Annotated in this window: 19 protein-coding genes; 17 read left to right on the top strand and 2 right to left on the bottom strand. The window is 26.3% G+C overall.

Going from position 1 to position 17,948, the window contains the following annotated elements; translation table 11 throughout:
- Nucleotides 1–14 precede the first annotated feature (14 nt).
- Together prfA and prmC are read left to right on the top strand one after the other, a co-directional pair.
- On the top strand, nucleotides 15–1,103 hold the full coding sequence (gene prfA, locus T369_RS0105390; protein WP_031552701.1) for a peptide chain release factor 1: 1,089 nt from the start codon (nucleotides 15–17) through the stop codon (nucleotides 1,101–1,103).
- Nucleotides 1,103–1,948, top strand: coding sequence for a peptide chain release factor N(5)-glutamine methyltransferase (gene prmC, locus T369_RS0105385; RefSeq protein WP_031552697.1), 846 nt, complete (start codon nucleotides 1,103–1,105; stop codon nucleotides 1,946–1,948). The genes prfA and prmC overlap by 1 nt, the downstream gene beginning before the upstream one ends.
- A gap of 58 nt (nucleotides 1,949–2,006) precedes the next feature.
- Here the strand turns inward: prmC and T369_RS0105380 are convergent, their stop codons facing one another.
- A complete protein-coding gene (locus T369_RS0105380; protein WP_006365079.1) occupies nucleotides 2,007–2,654 on the bottom strand; it encodes a LexA family protein in 648 nt (215 codons plus the stop codon).
- 469 nt (nucleotides 2,655–3,123) lie between these two features.
- Between T369_RS0105380 and gpmA the strand changes: the two genes are divergently transcribed.
- Nucleotides 3,124–3,810 carry a 2,3-diphosphoglycerate-dependent phosphoglycerate mutase gene (gpmA, locus tag T369_RS0105370; protein WP_031552694.1) on the top strand — a complete coding sequence of 229 codons (687 nt, stop codon included), beginning with the start codon at nucleotides 3,124–3,126 and terminating at the stop codon, nucleotides 3,808–3,810.
- 13 nt (nucleotides 3,811–3,823) lie between these two features.
- Entirely contained in the window at nucleotides 3,824–4,582 is a 759-nt protein-coding gene (locus T369_RS0105365) for a hypothetical protein (protein WP_233417885.1), read from the top strand.
- Between the two features lie 34 nt (nucleotides 4,583–4,616).
- Here T369_RS0105365 and recD2 read toward each other — a convergent pair whose 3' ends face one another.
- The gene (gene recD2, locus T369_RS0105360; protein WP_031552688.1) at nucleotides 4,617–6,944 is read right to left on the bottom strand and encodes an SF1B family DNA helicase RecD2; all 2,328 of its coding nucleotides are present in this window, start codon (nucleotides 6,942–6,944) and stop codon (nucleotides 4,617–4,619) included.
- Nucleotides 6,945–7,167: 223 nt separating this feature from the next.
- On the opposite strand from recD2, the gene T369_RS0105355 reads away from it, so the two are divergent.
- The 13 genes from T369_RS0105355 to priA all read left to right on the top strand — a co-directional run bounded on the left by T369_RS0105355 (nucleotide 7,168) and on the right by priA (nucleotide 17,783).
- Entirely contained in the window at nucleotides 7,168–7,944 is a 777-nt protein-coding gene (locus tag T369_RS0105355) for a Nif3-like dinuclear metal center hexameric protein (RefSeq protein WP_031552685.1), read from the top strand.
- 11 nt (nucleotides 7,945–7,955) lie between these two features.
- Nucleotides 7,956–8,345 carry a transcriptional regulator MntR gene (mntR, locus tag T369_RS0105350; protein ID WP_006365073.1) on the top strand — a complete coding sequence of 130 codons (390 nt, stop codon included), beginning with the start codon at nucleotides 7,956–7,958 and terminating at the stop codon, nucleotides 8,343–8,345.
- Between the two features lie 12 nt (nucleotides 8,346–8,357).
- Complete coding sequence (locus T369_RS0105345; RefSeq protein WP_031552682.1) at nucleotides 8,358–9,290, top strand: thymidylate synthase; 933 nt, start codon at nucleotides 8,358–8,360, stop codon at nucleotides 9,288–9,290.
- Nucleotides 9,291–9,301: 11 nt separating this feature from the next.
- The gene (locus tag T369_RS0105340; RefSeq protein ID WP_006365071.1) at nucleotides 9,302–9,805 is read left to right on the top strand and encodes a dihydrofolate reductase; all 504 of its coding nucleotides are present in this window, start codon (nucleotides 9,302–9,304) and stop codon (nucleotides 9,803–9,805) included.
- Nucleotides 9,806–9,807: 2 nt separating this feature from the next.
- Nucleotides 9,808–10,647: a DegV family protein gene (locus T369_RS0105335; RefSeq protein ID WP_006365070.1), complete on the top strand. Its 840-nt coding sequence runs from the start codon at nucleotides 9,808–9,810 to the stop codon at nucleotides 10,645–10,647.
- Between the two features lie 15 nt (nucleotides 10,648–10,662).
- Entirely contained in the window at nucleotides 10,663–10,917 is a 255-nt protein-coding gene (locus T369_RS0105330; protein WP_006365069.1) for an IreB family regulatory phosphoprotein, read from the top strand.
- The gene (gene ruvX, locus T369_RS0105325; protein WP_031552677.1) at nucleotides 10,918–11,346 is read left to right on the top strand and encodes a Holliday junction resolvase RuvX; all 429 of its coding nucleotides are present in this window, start codon (nucleotides 10,918–10,920) and stop codon (nucleotides 11,344–11,346) included.
- A gap of 32 nt (nucleotides 11,347–11,378) precedes the next feature.
- The gene (locus T369_RS0105320; RefSeq protein ID WP_006365067.1) at nucleotides 11,379–11,684 is read left to right on the top strand and encodes a DUF1292 domain-containing protein; all 306 of its coding nucleotides are present in this window, start codon (nucleotides 11,379–11,381) and stop codon (nucleotides 11,682–11,684) included.
- A 3-nt stretch (nucleotides 11,685–11,687) separates the two neighbouring features.
- Entirely contained in the window at nucleotides 11,688–12,818 is a 1,131-nt protein-coding gene (gene mltG / locus T369_RS0105315; protein ID WP_031552675.1) for an endolytic transglycosylase MltG, read from the top strand.
- A 216-nt stretch (nucleotides 12,819–13,034) separates the two neighbouring features.
- On the top strand, nucleotides 13,035–13,784 hold the full coding sequence (locus tag T369_RS0105310; protein ID WP_031552673.1) for an RsmE family RNA methyltransferase: 750 nt from the start codon (nucleotides 13,035–13,037) through the stop codon (nucleotides 13,782–13,784).
- A 13-nt stretch (nucleotides 13,785–13,797) separates the two neighbouring features.
- On the top strand, nucleotides 13,798–14,121 hold the full coding sequence (locus tag T369_RS0105305; protein ID WP_031552670.1) for a DivIVA domain-containing protein: 324 nt from the start codon (nucleotides 13,798–13,800) through the stop codon (nucleotides 14,119–14,121).
- A 31-nt stretch (nucleotides 14,122–14,152) separates the two neighbouring features.
- Complete coding sequence (gene coaBC / locus T369_RS0105300; RefSeq protein ID WP_035496431.1) at nucleotides 14,153–15,328, top strand: bifunctional phosphopantothenoylcysteine decarboxylase/phosphopantothenate--cysteine ligase CoaBC; 1,176 nt, start codon at nucleotides 14,153–14,155, stop codon at nucleotides 15,326–15,328.
- Nucleotides 15,329–15,422: 94 nt separating this feature from the next.
- Entirely contained in the window at nucleotides 15,423–17,783 is a 2,361-nt protein-coding gene (priA, locus tag T369_RS0105295) for a replication restart helicase PriA (protein ID WP_031552666.1), read from the top strand.
- The last annotated feature ends 165 nt before the right edge of the window (nucleotides 17,784–17,948 follow it).

Here is a 17,948-nt window from a genome sequence, read left to right as displayed (position 1 = left end):
AGTAGGAGGATATAATGGAAATTTTAGGACAACTTGAAGTAGTGGAAGAACGCTACGAAAAGTTAAATGAATTATTAAGTGATCCAGATGTTGTAAGTGATACAAAAAAACTTATGGAATACTCTAAAGAACAACGTTCAATTGAAAAAACTGTATCAGTTTTTAGAGAGTATAAGGATATTGTTCAACAAATAAAAGACACAAAAGAACTTCTTGAAATTGAAGAAGATAAGGAAATGAAAGAAATGATGCAAGAGGAGATAAAAGAATTAGAACCAACTCTTGCACCTATGGAAGAAGAATTAAAAATACTATTATTACCTAAGGATCCAAATGATGGTAAAAACGTTGTTGTTGAGGTTCGTGGTGCAGCTGGTGGAGATGAAGCTCAACTATTTGCTGGTGATTTATTAAGAATGTACACTCGTTTTGCAGAGTCTCAAGGTTGGAAAGTTGATGTACTAGAAAGATCAGAAACTGGGATAGGTGGTATTAAAGAGGCAATTTTTATAATTTCAGGTGAAGATGTATATTCTAAAATGAAATTTGAAAGTGGAGCTCACCGTGTTCAACGTGTACCAACAACAGAATCAAGTGGACGTATCCATACTTCTACAGCTACAGTGGTAGTTCTTCCAGAAGCTGAAGAAGTTGAAATAGAAATTAATGAGAATGATATCCGTGTAGATACATTTGCTTCTAGTGGAGCAGGAGGACAATCAGTAAATACAACAATGTCAGCTGTTCGTTTAACACATATTCCTACAGGAGTAGTTGTATCTATGCAAGATGAACGTTCTCAAATTAAGAATAAAGAGAAAGCTATGAAAGTTCTTCGTGCTCGTGTTTATGATAAATATCAACAAGAAGAACAAGCTAAATTTGATGCAGAACGTAAATCTAAAGTTGGTACTGGAGATCGTTCAGAACGTATTAGAACTTATAACTATCCTCAAAACCGTGTAACTGATCATAGAATAGGATTAACTATTCAAAAACTTGATCAAATTATGGAAGGGAAACTTGATGAGGTTCTAGAAGCATTACGTATTGCTGAACAAGCAGAAAAAATGGCAGAACTTAATAAAGGTGAAGAACTATAATGAACAGAAGACAAGCTATATTAAAAGCTTGTCTTCTTTTAAGAAGGCAAGACAAAGAAGAATCATTAGCTAAATTTTTATTAATGTATATGCTTGATGAAACGGCGGAACAATTTTCCAATAAATTATCAGAAGAGTTATCAGTTGAACAAGAAAATAGATATTTTGATTTAATAAATAAAAATATAAATGAAGATACACCATTAAGTCATTTAGTTGGTTTTGATTATTTTTATGATAGAAAATTTAAAGTTACCAAAGATGTTTTATCTCCTCGAATAGAGACTGAAGAATTAATATATAAGGTTTTAGAGTATATAAAAAAATCAAAAAAAGATTCTTTTAGAATATTAGATTTATGTACGGGTAGTGGAATAATCGCTATAACGCTTAAGAAAGAAATTGTTGAAAAATATACTGAAATAGTAGCTAGTGATATAAGTGAAAAAGCATTATCAATAGCTATAGAGAATGCAAATAATAATAATGCAAACATTACTTTTATTAAATCTGATTTGTTTGATAATATTTCTGGAAAATTTGATTTAATAATATCTAATCCACCTTATATTAGTTACAAAGATAAAATAACAATTAAAGATAGTGTTTTAAACTATGATCCACACTTAGCATTGTTTGCAGAAGAAGATGGAATATATTTTTATAGGAAAATTATTGAAAATGCTAATCAGTATTTAGAAAATGATGGAACCATTTTTTTAGAAATTGGCTATGATCAAAAAGAAAAAATTTTAGAATTAGGTAAAAGTAATAATTTTATTACAACTGTTTACAAAGATATCAATGGTAAAGATAGAATTGCATATTTAGAATACAATAAATAAAAGAAAGAAGATAGGTTCATCTTATCTTCTTTCTTTTACTATTACAGATTTATTCTTGTTATAACTCTCTATAGACTCCCACACATTCACCAATTATCTCAACATTTCTAGTTACAATAGGTTCAAACTCTGGATTACACGGATATAAAATGACATTATCATTTTTTACGAATATTTTCTTTAAAGATGCCTCATTCCATTCAGTAAGACGTACAGCAGCAATTTTACCATTACGTACTGAGCTTTGTTGACGAATAAATACCAAATCACCATCAAAGATACCAGCTTCAATCATACTATCACCTTTAACACGTAAAGCAAAATCCGCACGCATACCTTGATCAATAAAAATATGTTCATCATACTCTTCTTCAATATAAACACCATCACCAGCACAAATTGTACCAAGTATAGGAAGTTTAGAAATGTTATCTATTAATTCTTCTGTATCTTCATTAATATGATTATTAGTTGAAGTAGGGAGAGGAGTAATTTCCATATTATCACTTTCCCCAACTAGCCAGTCTGGATTAACTTCTAGAAATTCAGCAATAGCTAATAATTTATCACGTTTAGGTACGTATTTACCTTTAGACCAATCACTAATAGAAGAGGGTGTGATTTTTGTTGAACGAGCAAGTTCTGCTTGTTTAATATTTTTTTCTTTTAAACATTGTTTAAATCTAATACTAAATGTTGTAGTCATATAATGCAATCCTATCCTTTGTTTATTCTATATATTATTATAAAGTAATCCGTATTAAAAATCAAGAGTATATTTAATTTAATAAAAAAAATTAAGAAATATGAATTTTTTACTTGATTTTCGGTTTTCCGTATGTTAATATATATATACGAAATGGAATTAAGTTTTACGTATAAAAAGAAAGAAGGTATTATTATGTTTATATATTGGTTAATAGTATTAGTAATTTTAGCGAAAGTTTTTACTTTCTTCGAAACAAACAAAGTTAAAATCATTAAGAAAAATAAAGTTAATCGTAAAGTTTATTAATAAAATATTAAGAAGATTGTATCAACAGTTTATTATTACAAAAACTGTTTAATAATAACAATTTATCGTTATCATAATTTTTTAATATAAAAAGTATGTACTAATTTCAAAAAGTATTGTATAATTAACTGTATAATTATAACACTAGGAGGATTTCTTAATGAAATTAGTATTAACTAGACATGGTGAAAGTCAATGGAATCTTGAAAACAGATTTACAGGATGGGTTGATGTAGATATCACAGATAAAGGTAGACAAGAAGCTATTAAAGGTGGTCAAAGTCTTAAAGAATTAGGATTAACTTTTGATGTAGCTTATACTTCATATCAAAAACGTGCAATTAAAACATTAAACTTATTCTTAGAAGAATTAGATTTATTATGGATTCCAGTATATAAAAGCTGGAGACTTAATGAAAGACACTATGGAGCACTTCAAGGATTAAACAAAGCTGAAACTGCTCAAAAATATGGAGATGAACAAGTTCATATTTGGAGAAGAAGTTTTGATGTAGCTCCTCCTCAAGTTGAGAAAGATAGTCCTATGTATCCAGGTAATATTGATAGATACAAAGAAATACCAGAAAATGAAATTCCAACTGGAGAGAGTTTAAAACTTACAATTGATCGTGTACTTCCATACTGGGAAAGTGATATTTCTAAACAAATTAAAGCTGGTAAAAATGTTCTTATTTCTGCCCATGGAAATAGTTTAAGAGCATTAATTAAATATTTATTAAATATTTCTGATGAAAAAATTCTTGATTTAAATTTACCAACAGGTACACCTTTAGTATTTGAAATTGACGAGAATTTAAATATTATTTCAGCTCCAGAATTATTTTAGTATATATTAATTCATGAAAAAAATATTAATATTAATTACAACCTTGCTTTTTTTGCAAGGTTGTAGTTCTAATAAGTCCAATACAAATGATCAACTTCAAAACTTAACTAATTCAGTACAGATTAACCAGCTTGAAAAAACTGAATTTGATACCAAAAATAATAAATTAATTATTACAATTAAGGATGAAGTTATTAATGAAGAAGATTTTAAGTCAATTTTAAAATCATTAAAAATTAATTCATTTAAAGGGGAACAATTATCATATAATAGTCTTACATCTGAAAAATTTGATAATAAAGATTTAACAATAGAGATTTTAACTAAGAACAATAACACTTTAACATTTAAGACTAATAATATTGATGAACTAAGTTATAATATCACTGAAAAGAAATACTCTAATGATTTTATTAAAAGTAAAATTAAAGATTTTTCAAAAGACGTTATTACTATGGATGAGCTAGTTGGTTCTATTGAAACTGATTTAACTAAAGGGAGAGATTTAGGGGAAAAGGGAAATAAATTCTCGGAATTAAAACAACGTGTTTTAAATGAAATTAATTTTCTAAAGTCATTATCTAACAATAATACAGATTATGATAAACTTAATGAATTAAATAATAGATTAACATCAATAGAAAAATTAATACCTGAAGTAATAACTGTTGTAGATAAATCTCTATCAACTAAAAATGGTTCTTCAATAAATTCTGTATTCTTACACATTAATGATATAGATAGATTAGCTCGTGAATTATCTAATATATAAGAAAAAACTTGGAAAATAATATTTCCAAGTTTTTTTATAAAAAGTCTGAAGGTTTAATATCCTCCATACCAATCATAGGGTCTATATTGTTAATATTTTGATAATTTAAAATATAATCTTCTTCAAGGATAATTTCTGTTTTATCTAAATTGTTATTCGCTGTGAAAAACCAGCACAAAGCTGTTTGTCTTGTTACAGTATTATTCGGTTCTATTGATTTATAAAACACATTAGGATTTCCACATAAAATCAATTTGTTTTTGGCTCGAGTAACTGCAGTATAAGTGAGATTTTTATTTAACATAAAATTATAATTATCTATAAATGGAATTATAATATTATCAAATTCTGAACCTTGGGCCTTATGAATAGAGCAGGCATAAGAGAGTGTTATTTGATTTAAATCTTGCTTCTCATAGGTTACAAGGTTGTTATCATAGTCAATAATTATTTTATATTTGCCATTTTCTTTGTAAATATCATATATATATCCTATATCACCATTAAATATATTATCTTCTGGTCTATTTACAAGTTGCATAACTCTATCTTCTGCTTTATAAATTAATTCTCCATATTCTATTAATAATTCATTTTTATTGAAAAGATCTTGAATAGTTTTATTAATTTCATTTATACCACAAATACCTTTATAGATAGGAGCTAATATTTGAATTTTTTCTTTATCTGAAATTTCTAGTAAATTACTATATGTAGTTGTTATAACTTTTAATAAATCATTTTTTAAAGCTAACAAGAATTCTTTATCATCAAAATTTTCAAGTACATCAAACGGGATATTATTTTTAATTGAATGCGAAATATTTATTATACTTGAATGTTCACTTTGCCTAAAAATTCTATTTAATTTTACTGTAGAAATTTCATTAGAATTAATTAAATCATTAAGTACATTTCCTGGAGCAATAGAAGGTAACTGATCATTATCACCTACGAGTATTATCTTAGAGTTAGAATCAATTATTTTTAAAAGATTGTGCATGAGAAATACGTCAATCATACTAGCTTCATCTATAATTACTAGTTCAGATTTAATTTTTTTGTCACTAACAAACTCTTCCATGTTTTCATCTTCAGTTGTCCAACCTATAGCTTTATGGATTGTAGAAGCAAAGAAACCTGTACTTTCTGTCATTCTCTTTGCTGCTTTACCTGTAGGAGCACATAATGTTAAGATATTCTTGTTTTCATCTTGTAATTCAACCAAACTATAATTTTTAATTTTTTGAAAAATTTTTATAACAGCCAATATAATTGTAGTTTTACCCGTTCCTGGTCCACCTGTTAGAATTGAAAAATTGTTTAAAACAGAATTTTTTATTGCTTCTATTTGAACAATGTCATATTCTATATTAAGTTCATCTTCAACTTCTTTAATGTATTTATTAAGTAATTTATCACTTATTTCAAGATTATTTGGCTTAGATAAACGATTTTTTATATCGTTGTAAATAAAATACTCAGAATAATAAATTTCTGGTAAAAATACTTTATTCTCTATTTCAATTAATTTCCCAACTTCCAAACAATAATTTAAAGCATTTAATATATCATCTTTTTCTATAGCAACTTTTCTAGATGCATATAATACGTTAAATGTGTTATAAAGTAAAGTATTTTTTTTAATATATGTATTACCAGTTGAAAAACAAAATGTGCTTATTGTGTATATAAAGCCATAAATAATTCTATTACAATTATTAGGATCTATATTATTCAGTTCAGCTATTTTATCTACAGTTTTAAAACTAATTCCTTTTATATCTCTAACTAGTGTATATGGATTTTCAGAAATTGTTTTTAAGGTATTATGCTTATAATAATTATAAATTTTTAATATTAAATTATTACTTAAATTATATTCATTTAACTTTAATATAATATCTTGTGTTTGTTTATTAGAAATAATTGTAGAGTAGATTGTATCTTTTCGTTGTTTTGTAATACCTTTTAAATTATAAAGTGATTCTTTATCCTCATATATCTTATCAAGAGCATCAACTCCTAAGCTTTCAACTATTTGCTCAGCTGTTTTTCTACCGATACCTTGAAAAATAGAACTAGATAAATATGAAATAATAGCGTCTTTATCTTTTTGTATTACCGGTTCAACTATTATCGCAGATAGTTGAACTCCATATTTTCTATGATGAACAATTTGACCTTTAAACATATAAAGTTCATCTTCTATAAATTCAATATCATCAAATGTACCAACAACACTAAGATAATCACCTTCAATAAAGTCGTAATTATTATTTAAAAATATTGATAATATATAGTAATTATTTTCTTCATTATGAAAAATAACCTTATTTAAATACCCCTCTACAACTTGCATAAATAACTCCTAAAAATACTTTATAATTATAATTATAATAATATATAATAATCAAAATGTCTAGAGTATTGAAATTATTAAAACGATAATCAAAATGCAAAAATACAATATTTCAATTGATTATTACTATATGTTAATTTCATTACAAATAAGTGTCATTATGGCAATTTTTTTTTTAAAATGATATAATTAAATGATGATAAATATTAAAGGAGGGCTAGATGTGGTAAAAGTAAAAAATGTTTTTGATCATTTAAACCGTCTTGCCGATATTAAATTGGCAGAAAAATGGGATAATGTTGGATTAATGTTAGGTAACTATAATGATGAAGTTAATAAAGTCTTAGTTTGTTTAGATGTTACTACCGATGTAGTAGATGAAGCAATAAAAAATGGTATAAATCTAATTGTATCGCATCATCCTTTGATTTTTAAACCATTAAAATCATTAAACTTTACAGATGATTTTAAATCTAATATAATAAGAAACTTAATTCAAAATAATATTTCTGTTATATCATTTCATACTAATCTTGATTCCGCTTCATTAGGTCTTAATGATTTCTTAGCTAAGAAGTTGAAATTAGAAGAAATTAATGTATTGTTTGAACATGAACTAGATCATAATTCTGGTCTAGGAAGATTTGGAAAATTATCTAAAGAGATGGATTTAGAAGAATTTATAAAATATTTAAAGGCCCAATTTAAACTTGAAACTGTCTCAGCAGTTATAGGTAATAATAAAAAAATTCATTCAGTAGCTATTCTTGGAGGAAGTGGAGCAGATTTTATCTATTCAATTCCTGATGTCGATATTTATTTAACAGGAGATGTTGGTTATCATGCTGCATTAGATGCTATAGAAATGAAAAAGAATATTATTGATATCGGTCATTTTTCAGAACATCTTGTTAAAGAGTTACTACAAGACTATATTAGAGAACTCAATATAGTAGTTGAGCAATCTAAAGTTGAAAAATCACCATTTGTAATTTTATAAGGAGGTAATATATGACAAAAACAACTCCAACTATGGAAGACTATATAGAAGTAATATATTCTTTGGTTAAGAACAAAGGATATGCACGAAGTGCAGATATTGCAGAAAAGTTAGAGGTATATCCTTCTACAGTTACAAAAATGCTAAAGAAGCTAGATGTAGAAGGCTATATAGTTTATGAAAAGTATAGAGGCATTGCTCTTACAGAAAACGGAAGAAAAATGGGTGAATATGCTCTTACTAGACATGAATTATTAGAAGATTTTCTAAGAATTATTGGTGTTCAAGAAGATAAAATTTATGAGGAAGTAGAAGGTATTGAACATCATTTCGGAAAAAATTCTTTAGAAAAGATCAAAGAGTTAATTAAATATTTGAAAGAAAATAATTATAAAGCATAATGGAGAAATAAAGTGGCAGACAAAGAATACTTAGATTTATGTAAACATATTTTAGATAATGGAATAGAGAAAAAGGATAGAACTGGTGTTGGAACAAAAAGTATATTTGGTTATCAAATGAAGTTCGACCTTAACAATGGATTCCCATTATTAACAACAAAAAAAGTAAATTTCAATCTAGTTTGGTCAGAATTACTTTGGTTTATAAAAGGTGATACAAATATTAGATTCTTATTACAAAATAATAATAATATCTGGAATGAATGGGCCTTTAAAAAATGGGTTGAAAGCGATGAATATAATGGACCTGACATGACAGATTTTGGACATAGAACATTAGTTGATGAAGATTTTGCCAAAGAGTATAAAGAACAAATGAAATTTTTCAAAGAAAAAATATTAACTGATGATGAATTCTCAAATAAATATGGTGATTTAGGAAATGTTTATGGTAAACAATGGAGAAATTTCAACGGTGTTGATCAATTGAAAAATGTAATTGAACAAATTAAAGAAAATCCATCTTCACGAAGATTAATAGTTTCTTCTTGGAATCCAGCTGAGGTTGACACAATGGCTTTACCTCCTTGTCATTCTCTATTCCAGTTTTATGTTAGTGATGGTAAGTTAAGTTGTCAATTATATCAACGTAGCGGAGATGTTTTCCTAGGTGTACCTTTTAATATAGCTTCATATTCATTACTAACTATTTTAATAGCAAAAGAATGTAATCTAGAAGTAGGTGAGTTTGTTCACACTTTAGGTGATGCACATATTTATAACAATCACTTTGATCAAGTAAATGAACAAATTTCTAGAACACCTTATGATTTACCATCTTTAAAAATTAATGAGTTTCAAAGTATTTTTGACTTGAAAATTTCGGATGTAGAACTTGTAAACTATGAATCGCATCCGTTTATTAAGGCACCTATTGCAGTTTAGGAGGTACAACTATGTTATCATTAATAGTAGCTTATGATAAGAACAAATCTATAGGAAATGAGAATACAATTCCTTGGCGTTTAAAAAATGATATGTTACGTGTAAAAGAACTTACTACGGGACAAACTATAATAATGGGTAGAAAAACATTAGAAAGCATTGGACGACCACTTCCTAATAGAATTAATAGGGTACTAACAAGAAATGTTGATTCTGTAAAACAATATACTAAAGACTATAACAATATAGAGATATATAGTGATGATAGAGTTTTTGATAATACAGAAACAGAAAAAGTATTCATATTTGGTGGAGGAACAATTTACAATCAGTACCTAAATCGATGCGACGAAATGTTTATTACTGAAGTTGATACGGTAGTAGAAGCTGATACAAAATTCCCTGATTTTTCAGAAGAAGATTGGGAATTAATAGCTCGCCAAGAATTTACAAAAGATGAAAATAATGAGCATAATTATGTTTTTATGCACTATAAAAGACGAAAAGGGGATTAAAGATGGAAAAGGTTAAAATTATCATTGATTCTTCAAGTGATTTAACCTTAGATGAAATTGAAAAATACAATCTTGAGGTTATACCACTTACAATAAATATTGACGGAGAAGAGTACGATTATAGAACAATCGGAAATGAAGAATATATAATTAGAATGAGAACTGCAAAGGAATTTTCTACAAGCCAACCTGCTATTGGAAAATATATAGAAGCATTTGAAAAATGGACAAAAGAAGGGTATAAAATTTTAGTTTTAACTATATCTTCAGCTTTAAGTGGTACATATAATTCAGTACTTGCAGCAAGTTCAGATTTTAATAATATATATGTTGTAGACACTAAAACAACTACTAGAGGTATGGTATACTTATTAGAATCTGCAATTGAACAAATAAATAATAATATTTCTTTAGATGTAGTTGCAGATAACTTAAGAGAGCAGGTAAAAAATATATATACTTTTGTAACAATAGATAACCTTGATAATTTAGTTAAGGGTGGTCGTTTAAGTAAAGCCTCAGCTCTTATTGGTAATTTGTTAAATATTAAAGTTTTAACTCAATTAAAAGAAACTGAACTAATTGCTATTGATAAAGTAAGAGGTAAGAAGAAACTAGTACATTCTTTAATTAATCACATGAGGGATGTAATTGGTGACCGTGAAATTAAAAAAATTTCATTACCACATGCAATTTCTGATGAATATGTCAATTTAATAAGACAGGAAATAAAAGATAATTTTAACTACTATGTTGAAGACAAAGATATTTTTGTTACAACACCTATTATTTCAACACATACTGGAGAAAATGCTGTAGGAATTTTAATTGAATTAGCATAATTGGAGGTAATAATTATGACAAATTTTGATGAAACTAGATTGTTTGATAGTAATTTTTATGACAAAAATGATATTCATAATATATTAAAAAATGTTGTAGCTACAATAAAACAACGTGGATATGACCCTATTAATCAACTTATGGGATATATAAAAACAGCTGATCCAATTTATATTCCTCGTGATAATCATGCCAGAGAACAAATTAGATTAATAGAAATGGATGATATATTAGAATTTCTATTGTACTTTTTTATACAGGAGTCTTAAATGTTAGAAAAAAGAATAATGGGCTTGGATTATGGATCTAAAACTATTGGAGTTGCAGTAAGTGATCTATTAGGTTTAACAGCCCAAGGAATCGAAACAATAAATATTAATGAGCAAATAAAGGATTTCAAAATAAAGAGAATTAAAGAGCTGGTAAATAAACATAATGTAGGAAAAATTATTGTCGGTTTACCCAAAAACATGGACAATAGTATTGGTTTTAGAGGTGAAGCTACTTTATATTTTGTTGAAGTTCTTAAGAAAAAAATTAAGTCAGTTGAAATCATCCTACAAGATGAAAGACTTACAACTATGGGGGCAGAGCGAGTACTTCTTGAAGCTAATGTCTCTAGAAAAAAAAGAAAAAATGTAATAGATAAAATGGCTGCCGTTTTAATATTACAAACTTATTTAGACAAATTAAATTAAATTAAAATAAATATTCTACGGAGGATAAAAAAATGGAAGAAAAAGATTTAAAAAAAATTAGTATAGATAATACTGAAGAGATTTATACTCTAAGCACTCTAGAAGGAGAAGAAAAAGAGTATCGTAAAATATTAGAATTTACTAATCCAACAAATAATAATTTATATTATATTTTTGCTGAAGAAGAAACAATTGACGAAGATGAAATAAGTATCTTCCCTATGGTATGTGTAGAAGAAGATGACGAGAGAATTAGATTCGAACCTGTAGAAACTGACGAAGAGTATGATATGATTTCAGAAGTACTTGATACTTTTTATTATGACGAAAGCGAGTAAAGAATGAACGAAGAAAAATTAAAGCGTAGAGAAGAACTAAGACAAAAAAATAAAAGAAAAACTTCAATTTTACCTATTATTTTTACTGTAATACTAGCTATTGCTATAGCTGCATTATCGTTTTTCTATTACATGACAACTCCTGTTGATAAAAATAACAATAATGATGTAAGAATAGAAGTAAAAGAAAATTATGGAAGTGCAAAAATAGCTCAAGAACTAAAAAGTAAAGGGCTAATAAAAAATGAAACTGTATTTAAAATTTACACAAGATTGAATTCAAATTCTGGATTTTATATTGGAAACTTCAACTTGAAACCAAGTATGAGTCTTGCACAAATAATTGAAGAATTAACTTCAAAAGATAATGCAAGAACCGGAAAGACATTTTCAGTTATAGAAGGTGATAGTATCCTTAAAATTTCTAAAAATCTTGAGAATACAAAACTAAGTTCTGAAGAATTTTTAGAAAAGGTTAATGATTCTGATTTTATTAAGAAATTACAAGAACAATTCCCTGAATTAATTACTGATGAAGTTTATGGTAAAAATATTAAATATGCATTAGAAGGTTATTTATATCCTGCAGTTTATAACATAGACGATAACGAGACTGTAGAAAGCCTAATAACAAAAATGGTTCAAGCTGCGAATGATAAAATTGTTCCATTGTATAAAAATACAAATAAAACTTGGAATATAAATGGTAAGAAAACTCAAATTTCAATTCACAAATATATCACAATGGCTAGTATTCTAGAAAAAGAATCTACAAAAACAGATGAAAATAAACTAATTGCTAGTGTATTCTTAAATAGACTTGCAAAAGGTATGAAACTACAAACAGACCCTTCTGCAAACTATGCAGCAGATAAATTGACTGGAGCTCCTACTCAAAAAGAACTAACAGAAGATTCACCGTATAACACATATACAACTGTAGGTTTACCTCCTGGTCCAATAGCTTCGACTAGTACAATTTCATTTGAAGCACTAAATAATGCTGAAAAAACAGATTATTTATATTTCTTACATGCTACAAAAGATGGCAAAGGATATTTCTCAAAAACATATGCTGAACATGAAGAGTTAGCTAAAAAACATATCGAAGGATATATTCCTTCTGGAAGTTAATAAAAAAAGAGATTAATAAAAATCTGATATGTACCCCTTTTACTGAACAAACCAGTAAGAGGGGTATTATTATGCGTTATAGCATTGAATTTAAATTTAAATAACGTACTGTTGTTTTACTTAATAATTATTTAATAAATGAGATTGGAGTAGCTATTGCATTAATATAAATTCTAATGTAAAATTATATATAAAGATAAAGATATAGGAGTGCTTATGCAACAATATTTTGTAAATAAGAATTTTAATTTAAACTCAGAGTATGAACTATCTAAAGAAGACAGCAATCATATTGTGAGAGTAATGAGAAAAAATATAAATGATAAGGTATTTATCGTATTTAACGATGAGATAAAATATGTATGCAATATTATAGACAACAATATCGATAGAGTAATTGTTGAACCATTTGAGAAAGTTGAAGAATCTAATGAGCTTAAAACTAAAATAACTGTAGCGATTCCACCACTAAAGAATGATAAAATAGAATACCTTCTACAAAAGCTAACAGAACTTGGTGTTTTTAATATTATTCTTTTTAACTCTGAACGAAATATCGCAAAAATTAAGTCTGATAAAATAAATTCAAAATTAAAAAGATGGGATAAGATATTAAAAGAAGCTGCTGAGCAATCTAAACGTAATATAATTCCTACACTGAGTTATGTTAATAATTTACAGGAATTAATCAATACTACAACTAATATGGATTATAAAGTTGTAGCTTATGAAAAAGAATCACAAAATAAAAATAATGAAAATTTAAAAGCTTTATTAAAAGATGATTTAGATAATAAATCAATTATAGCAGTTTTCGGAAGCGAAGGCGGAATATCAGAAAATGAGATTAGTATTTTAACTAAATCTGAATTTAAAATGGTAAGCTTAGGTAAGAGGATTTTGAGAGCAGAAACGGCACCTCTTTATTTAGTAAGTTGTATTGCATATTTTTCAGAATTTGAATAAAAGGAGTAATAAAATGAGTATAGAATTAAATTTAACAGCAAAAAATATTTATGAAAAAGAATTTAAAAAAAGCAGAACAAAAGGATATAGTGAAGATGATGTTAATGATTATTTAGATTTAATTATTGAAGACTATATGAAATTAGATAAATTATTAACTAAACTAAAAGAATTAGAAATAGAAAACCAAAATTTAAAAATTAAAGTAGAGGCTCTTAAAAATTCTTCAAGAGAAGAAAAACCTGTTCAAGTCACTAATGTTGATATATTAAAACGTTTATCAAAATTAGAAATCGCTGTATTTGGACCTGGTGGAAAAAATAATGATATTTTCTAATTTCATTTCTAGCATATAAAATAAGGAGCATATAATGAATATATTACAAATAGTTTCAGGAGGAATTGCAGCATATAAAGCTATTGATCTTACTAGTCAATTAGTAAAACAAGGTCATAATGTTAAAGTAATATTAACAAATAATGCCAAACAATTCGTTACGGAACTTCCATTTCAAACATTAACTAAAAATAAAGTTTATACAGATACGTTTACTGAAATTAATGAAGAAGAAATACAACATATTGATTTAGGAAAATGGGCTGATAAAATTATTGTAGCACCTGCAACTGCTAACTTAATTTCAAAATTTGCAAATGGTCTGGCTGATGATTTAGCCTCATCTTTAATGTTAGCAGTTAGAAACTTTAATAAAGTTTTTATTTTTCCCGCAATGAATACTGCTATGTATGAAAATCCTATAATTCAAGAAAATATTAAAAAACTTTCAAGATTAGGATTTAATCTAATAGAACCAGCATCAGGATTATTAGCATGTGGTGATGTAGGAAAAGGAAAATTTCCTTCTACAGATACTATTATTAGTAGCGTTCTATTCGAAAGCAATAATGAGCTTTTAAATAAAAAAGTATTAATAACAGCTGGGCCTACAAAAGAGTTCATTGATCCATTCAGATGTTTTACGAACCCTTCTAGTGGTAAGATGGGAATTGCACTTGCAAATGAATGTGCTAAAAGAGGTGCGAAAGTAATACTAGTAACTGGAGTAGATACAAAACCTCAACACCTAAATATAACTGTTGAGAAAATAGTAAGTACTCAAGATATGTATAATGTAGTAAAAAATAATTTTTTAGATTGTGATATTATTATTAAAGCAGCCGCAGTTTCAGACTACACACCAATTGAAGTATTCGATAAAAAAGTAAAGAAACAAGATGGTGATTTATCTATTAAACTTAAACGTACACCGGATATATTAAAGTACGTAGGTGAAAATAAAAGAGATAATCAAATAGTTATTGGCTTTGCTGCAGAAACAAATTCATTATTAGAATATGCTATGGAAAAGATTGAAAAAAAACATCTTGACTACATTGTAGCTAATGACATTTCGAAGAATGATATAGGCTTTGGTAGTGATGATAACGAAGTTTATATTATTGATAAAAATAAGAATGTAAGAAAAATTGAAAAAAGTAGTAAAGAATCTATTGCTAAAGAAATATTAAATACAATTATTTAATTAATAAAGTTACTTGATAAATTTTAGGAGTGGTTAAAATCAATCTGATTTATTCCACTCTTAGTTTATGTTTCTTAGAAAGGAGGGGAAAAAAATGTTTGCGAAAGTAATTACTGATATAAGTAACTATAACGTTAATAGAAGTTTCTATTATAAAATTCCAAATGAATTAAAAAATAAAAATATTATAGGCTTTAGAGTAGAAGTACCATTCGGTATGAGAATTGTACAAGGTTATGTAATTGATACTTTTGAAAAATATGAAGGAAAAACAGATATTTCTAATTTTAAATATATAAAAAAAGTAAAAGATGATTTCCCTGTTCTTACTAAAGAAATGATTTTACTTTCCAAAGTAATGTCAGAGGAATTATTTTGTACAAGAATACAAGCTATTGAAACAATTATTCCAACAATATTTAAAAATAAGTATATTGAGTATTATGAATTATTAGACCCAAATACAACATTATTAATTGATTATGCTAAGTATTTTAATAACAATAAACTAATTGAAAAGAAAAAATTTGAAAAAATATTCACTAAAGAACAAATAGGCCAATTAATTTCATTAAAGGCTATAAAACTTATTAGTAAAAATAAAGAAATAAAAGCAGATACCGAAACATATATCATCTTGAATGACTATAAAGAAAAGAAATTCACTAAAAAACAAACAACTTTAATTAATTATTTAGTAAAAAATAAAAAAATTAAGAAATCTTTAGTTAAAGAAGTATTATCTATTGGGGATAATGTTGTAAAAAAACTTATAGAGAATAATTCAATTAAACTATTAGAAGAAGAAATTAAAACTAATTATGATAATAAAATCTTATCAAATAATGTACAACTAAATGAAAAGCAACAAGGAGTTCTTAATCATATTTTAAAAGACTTTAACAAAAATAGTTTTAATGAATATTTACTACACGGTGTTACAGGTTCAGGAAAAACAGAAATATATATAAGACTTGTAGAAGAGGCTTTAAAATCAAATAAAAATTCAATAGTCCTTGTTCCTGAAATAATTCTTACTCCTCAAATTGAAAAAAAATTTAGAAATATTTTTGGTAATAATATATCAGTAATTCATTCTAGATTATCTCCTAAAGATAAGTATCATGAATGGAAAAAAATTAAAGATGGTAAAGTTAATATTTGTTTAGGTACTAGATCGGCAGTTTTTGCTCCTTTTGAAAACTTAGGGTTAATTATTATTGATGAAGAACATGAGAATAGTTATAAACAAACAGAATCTCCACGTTACGACACAAAAGATATCGCCAAAAAACGTGGTATATATAATAAATGTACTGTTCTTTATGCTAGTGCAACGCCTACTATAGATTTATATTATTATTTTAAAAATAATAATAACAATAATTTGCTAACTTTAACACAAAGATATAACAATAATTTACCTAAAATTTCTATTTCACATGTAGATGATAAAAACCAAGTTATTTCAAATGAATTATTAAATAAAATAAAAGAGAAGGTTTCAAGAAATGAACAGGTTCTTCTACTGATGAATAAGAGAGGTTATACTAATTTTATAAGATGTTTTTCTTGTGGTCATATATATAAATGTGAAAATTGTGATATTAGTTTAAACTATCACAAACATGACAATTCTCTACGTTGTCACTTATGTGGTTACAAAAAATACGTTTCTAATATAAAGAAATGCTGCAATAAGCCTGAATTAGTTTCTGGTAATTATGGAATACAACGTGTTGAAGAATACCTTTTGGAGCATATTCCTGGAATACGTATTACACGAATGGATTCCGATACAACTAACAAAAAGGGAGCATACGAAAAATTATTAACTAATTTTAAAAATAAAAAATCAGATATACTTTTAGGTACACAAATGATTTCAAAAGGGCTTGATTTTCCAAATATTACACTTGTTGGTGTGCTATCAATAGATAGTCTAATTTCAATACCTAGTTTTAAAGCAAATGAAAAACTATTCCAATTATTAGTTCAAACAGCTGGAAGGGCAGGACGAAGTAATAAAACTGGTGAGGTAATATTCCAAACTAATATTGAAAGTAATATTATAGATTATTCAATTAATCACGATTATGTAAATTTTTATAAATATGAATTGAATCGTAGAAGATTATTAGATTATCCACCTTTTTGTAAAATATCCTTCATTACTATAAAAGGGAACAATGAACAAAAAACAGAATTTGCTGCAAAAACTATATATAATTTCTTAAATGAAAAACAAAATACATTAGATATTTTAGGTCCAAATAAAAGTATGTTTTATAAAGTTAACAACGAATATAAATTTAACATTATCATTAAATACCAAGATACTGAATATAACAAACTACACTTATTATTAAAATATATAAATAACTACTTTTCAGAGAGTTTTACAACTGAAAAAATTTCTATTTCAATTGACAATTCTGCATTAGATTATATTTAAAAAATTACGAGAAAAGATAAATTATAATTAACAAATAATTTATCTTTTTTTACTTATTAATTTCTTCTGTAAAGCTATTAAACCGGACATATTAAGGGGCAAAAGATTGAAAAAAGTAAGGTTTTATCGTATAATATAAGGATGTAGATTTATATTTTAAATTGG

The sequence above is a fragment of the Gemella sanguinis ATCC 700632 genome (assembly GCF_000701685.1).
Taxonomy (GTDB): domain Bacteria; phylum Bacillota; class Bacilli; order Staphylococcales; family Gemellaceae; genus Gemella; species Gemella sanguinis.
The sequence above is the reverse complement of the archived record's forward strand: the minus strand, read 5'-3'. Positions and strand labels throughout refer to the sequence as shown.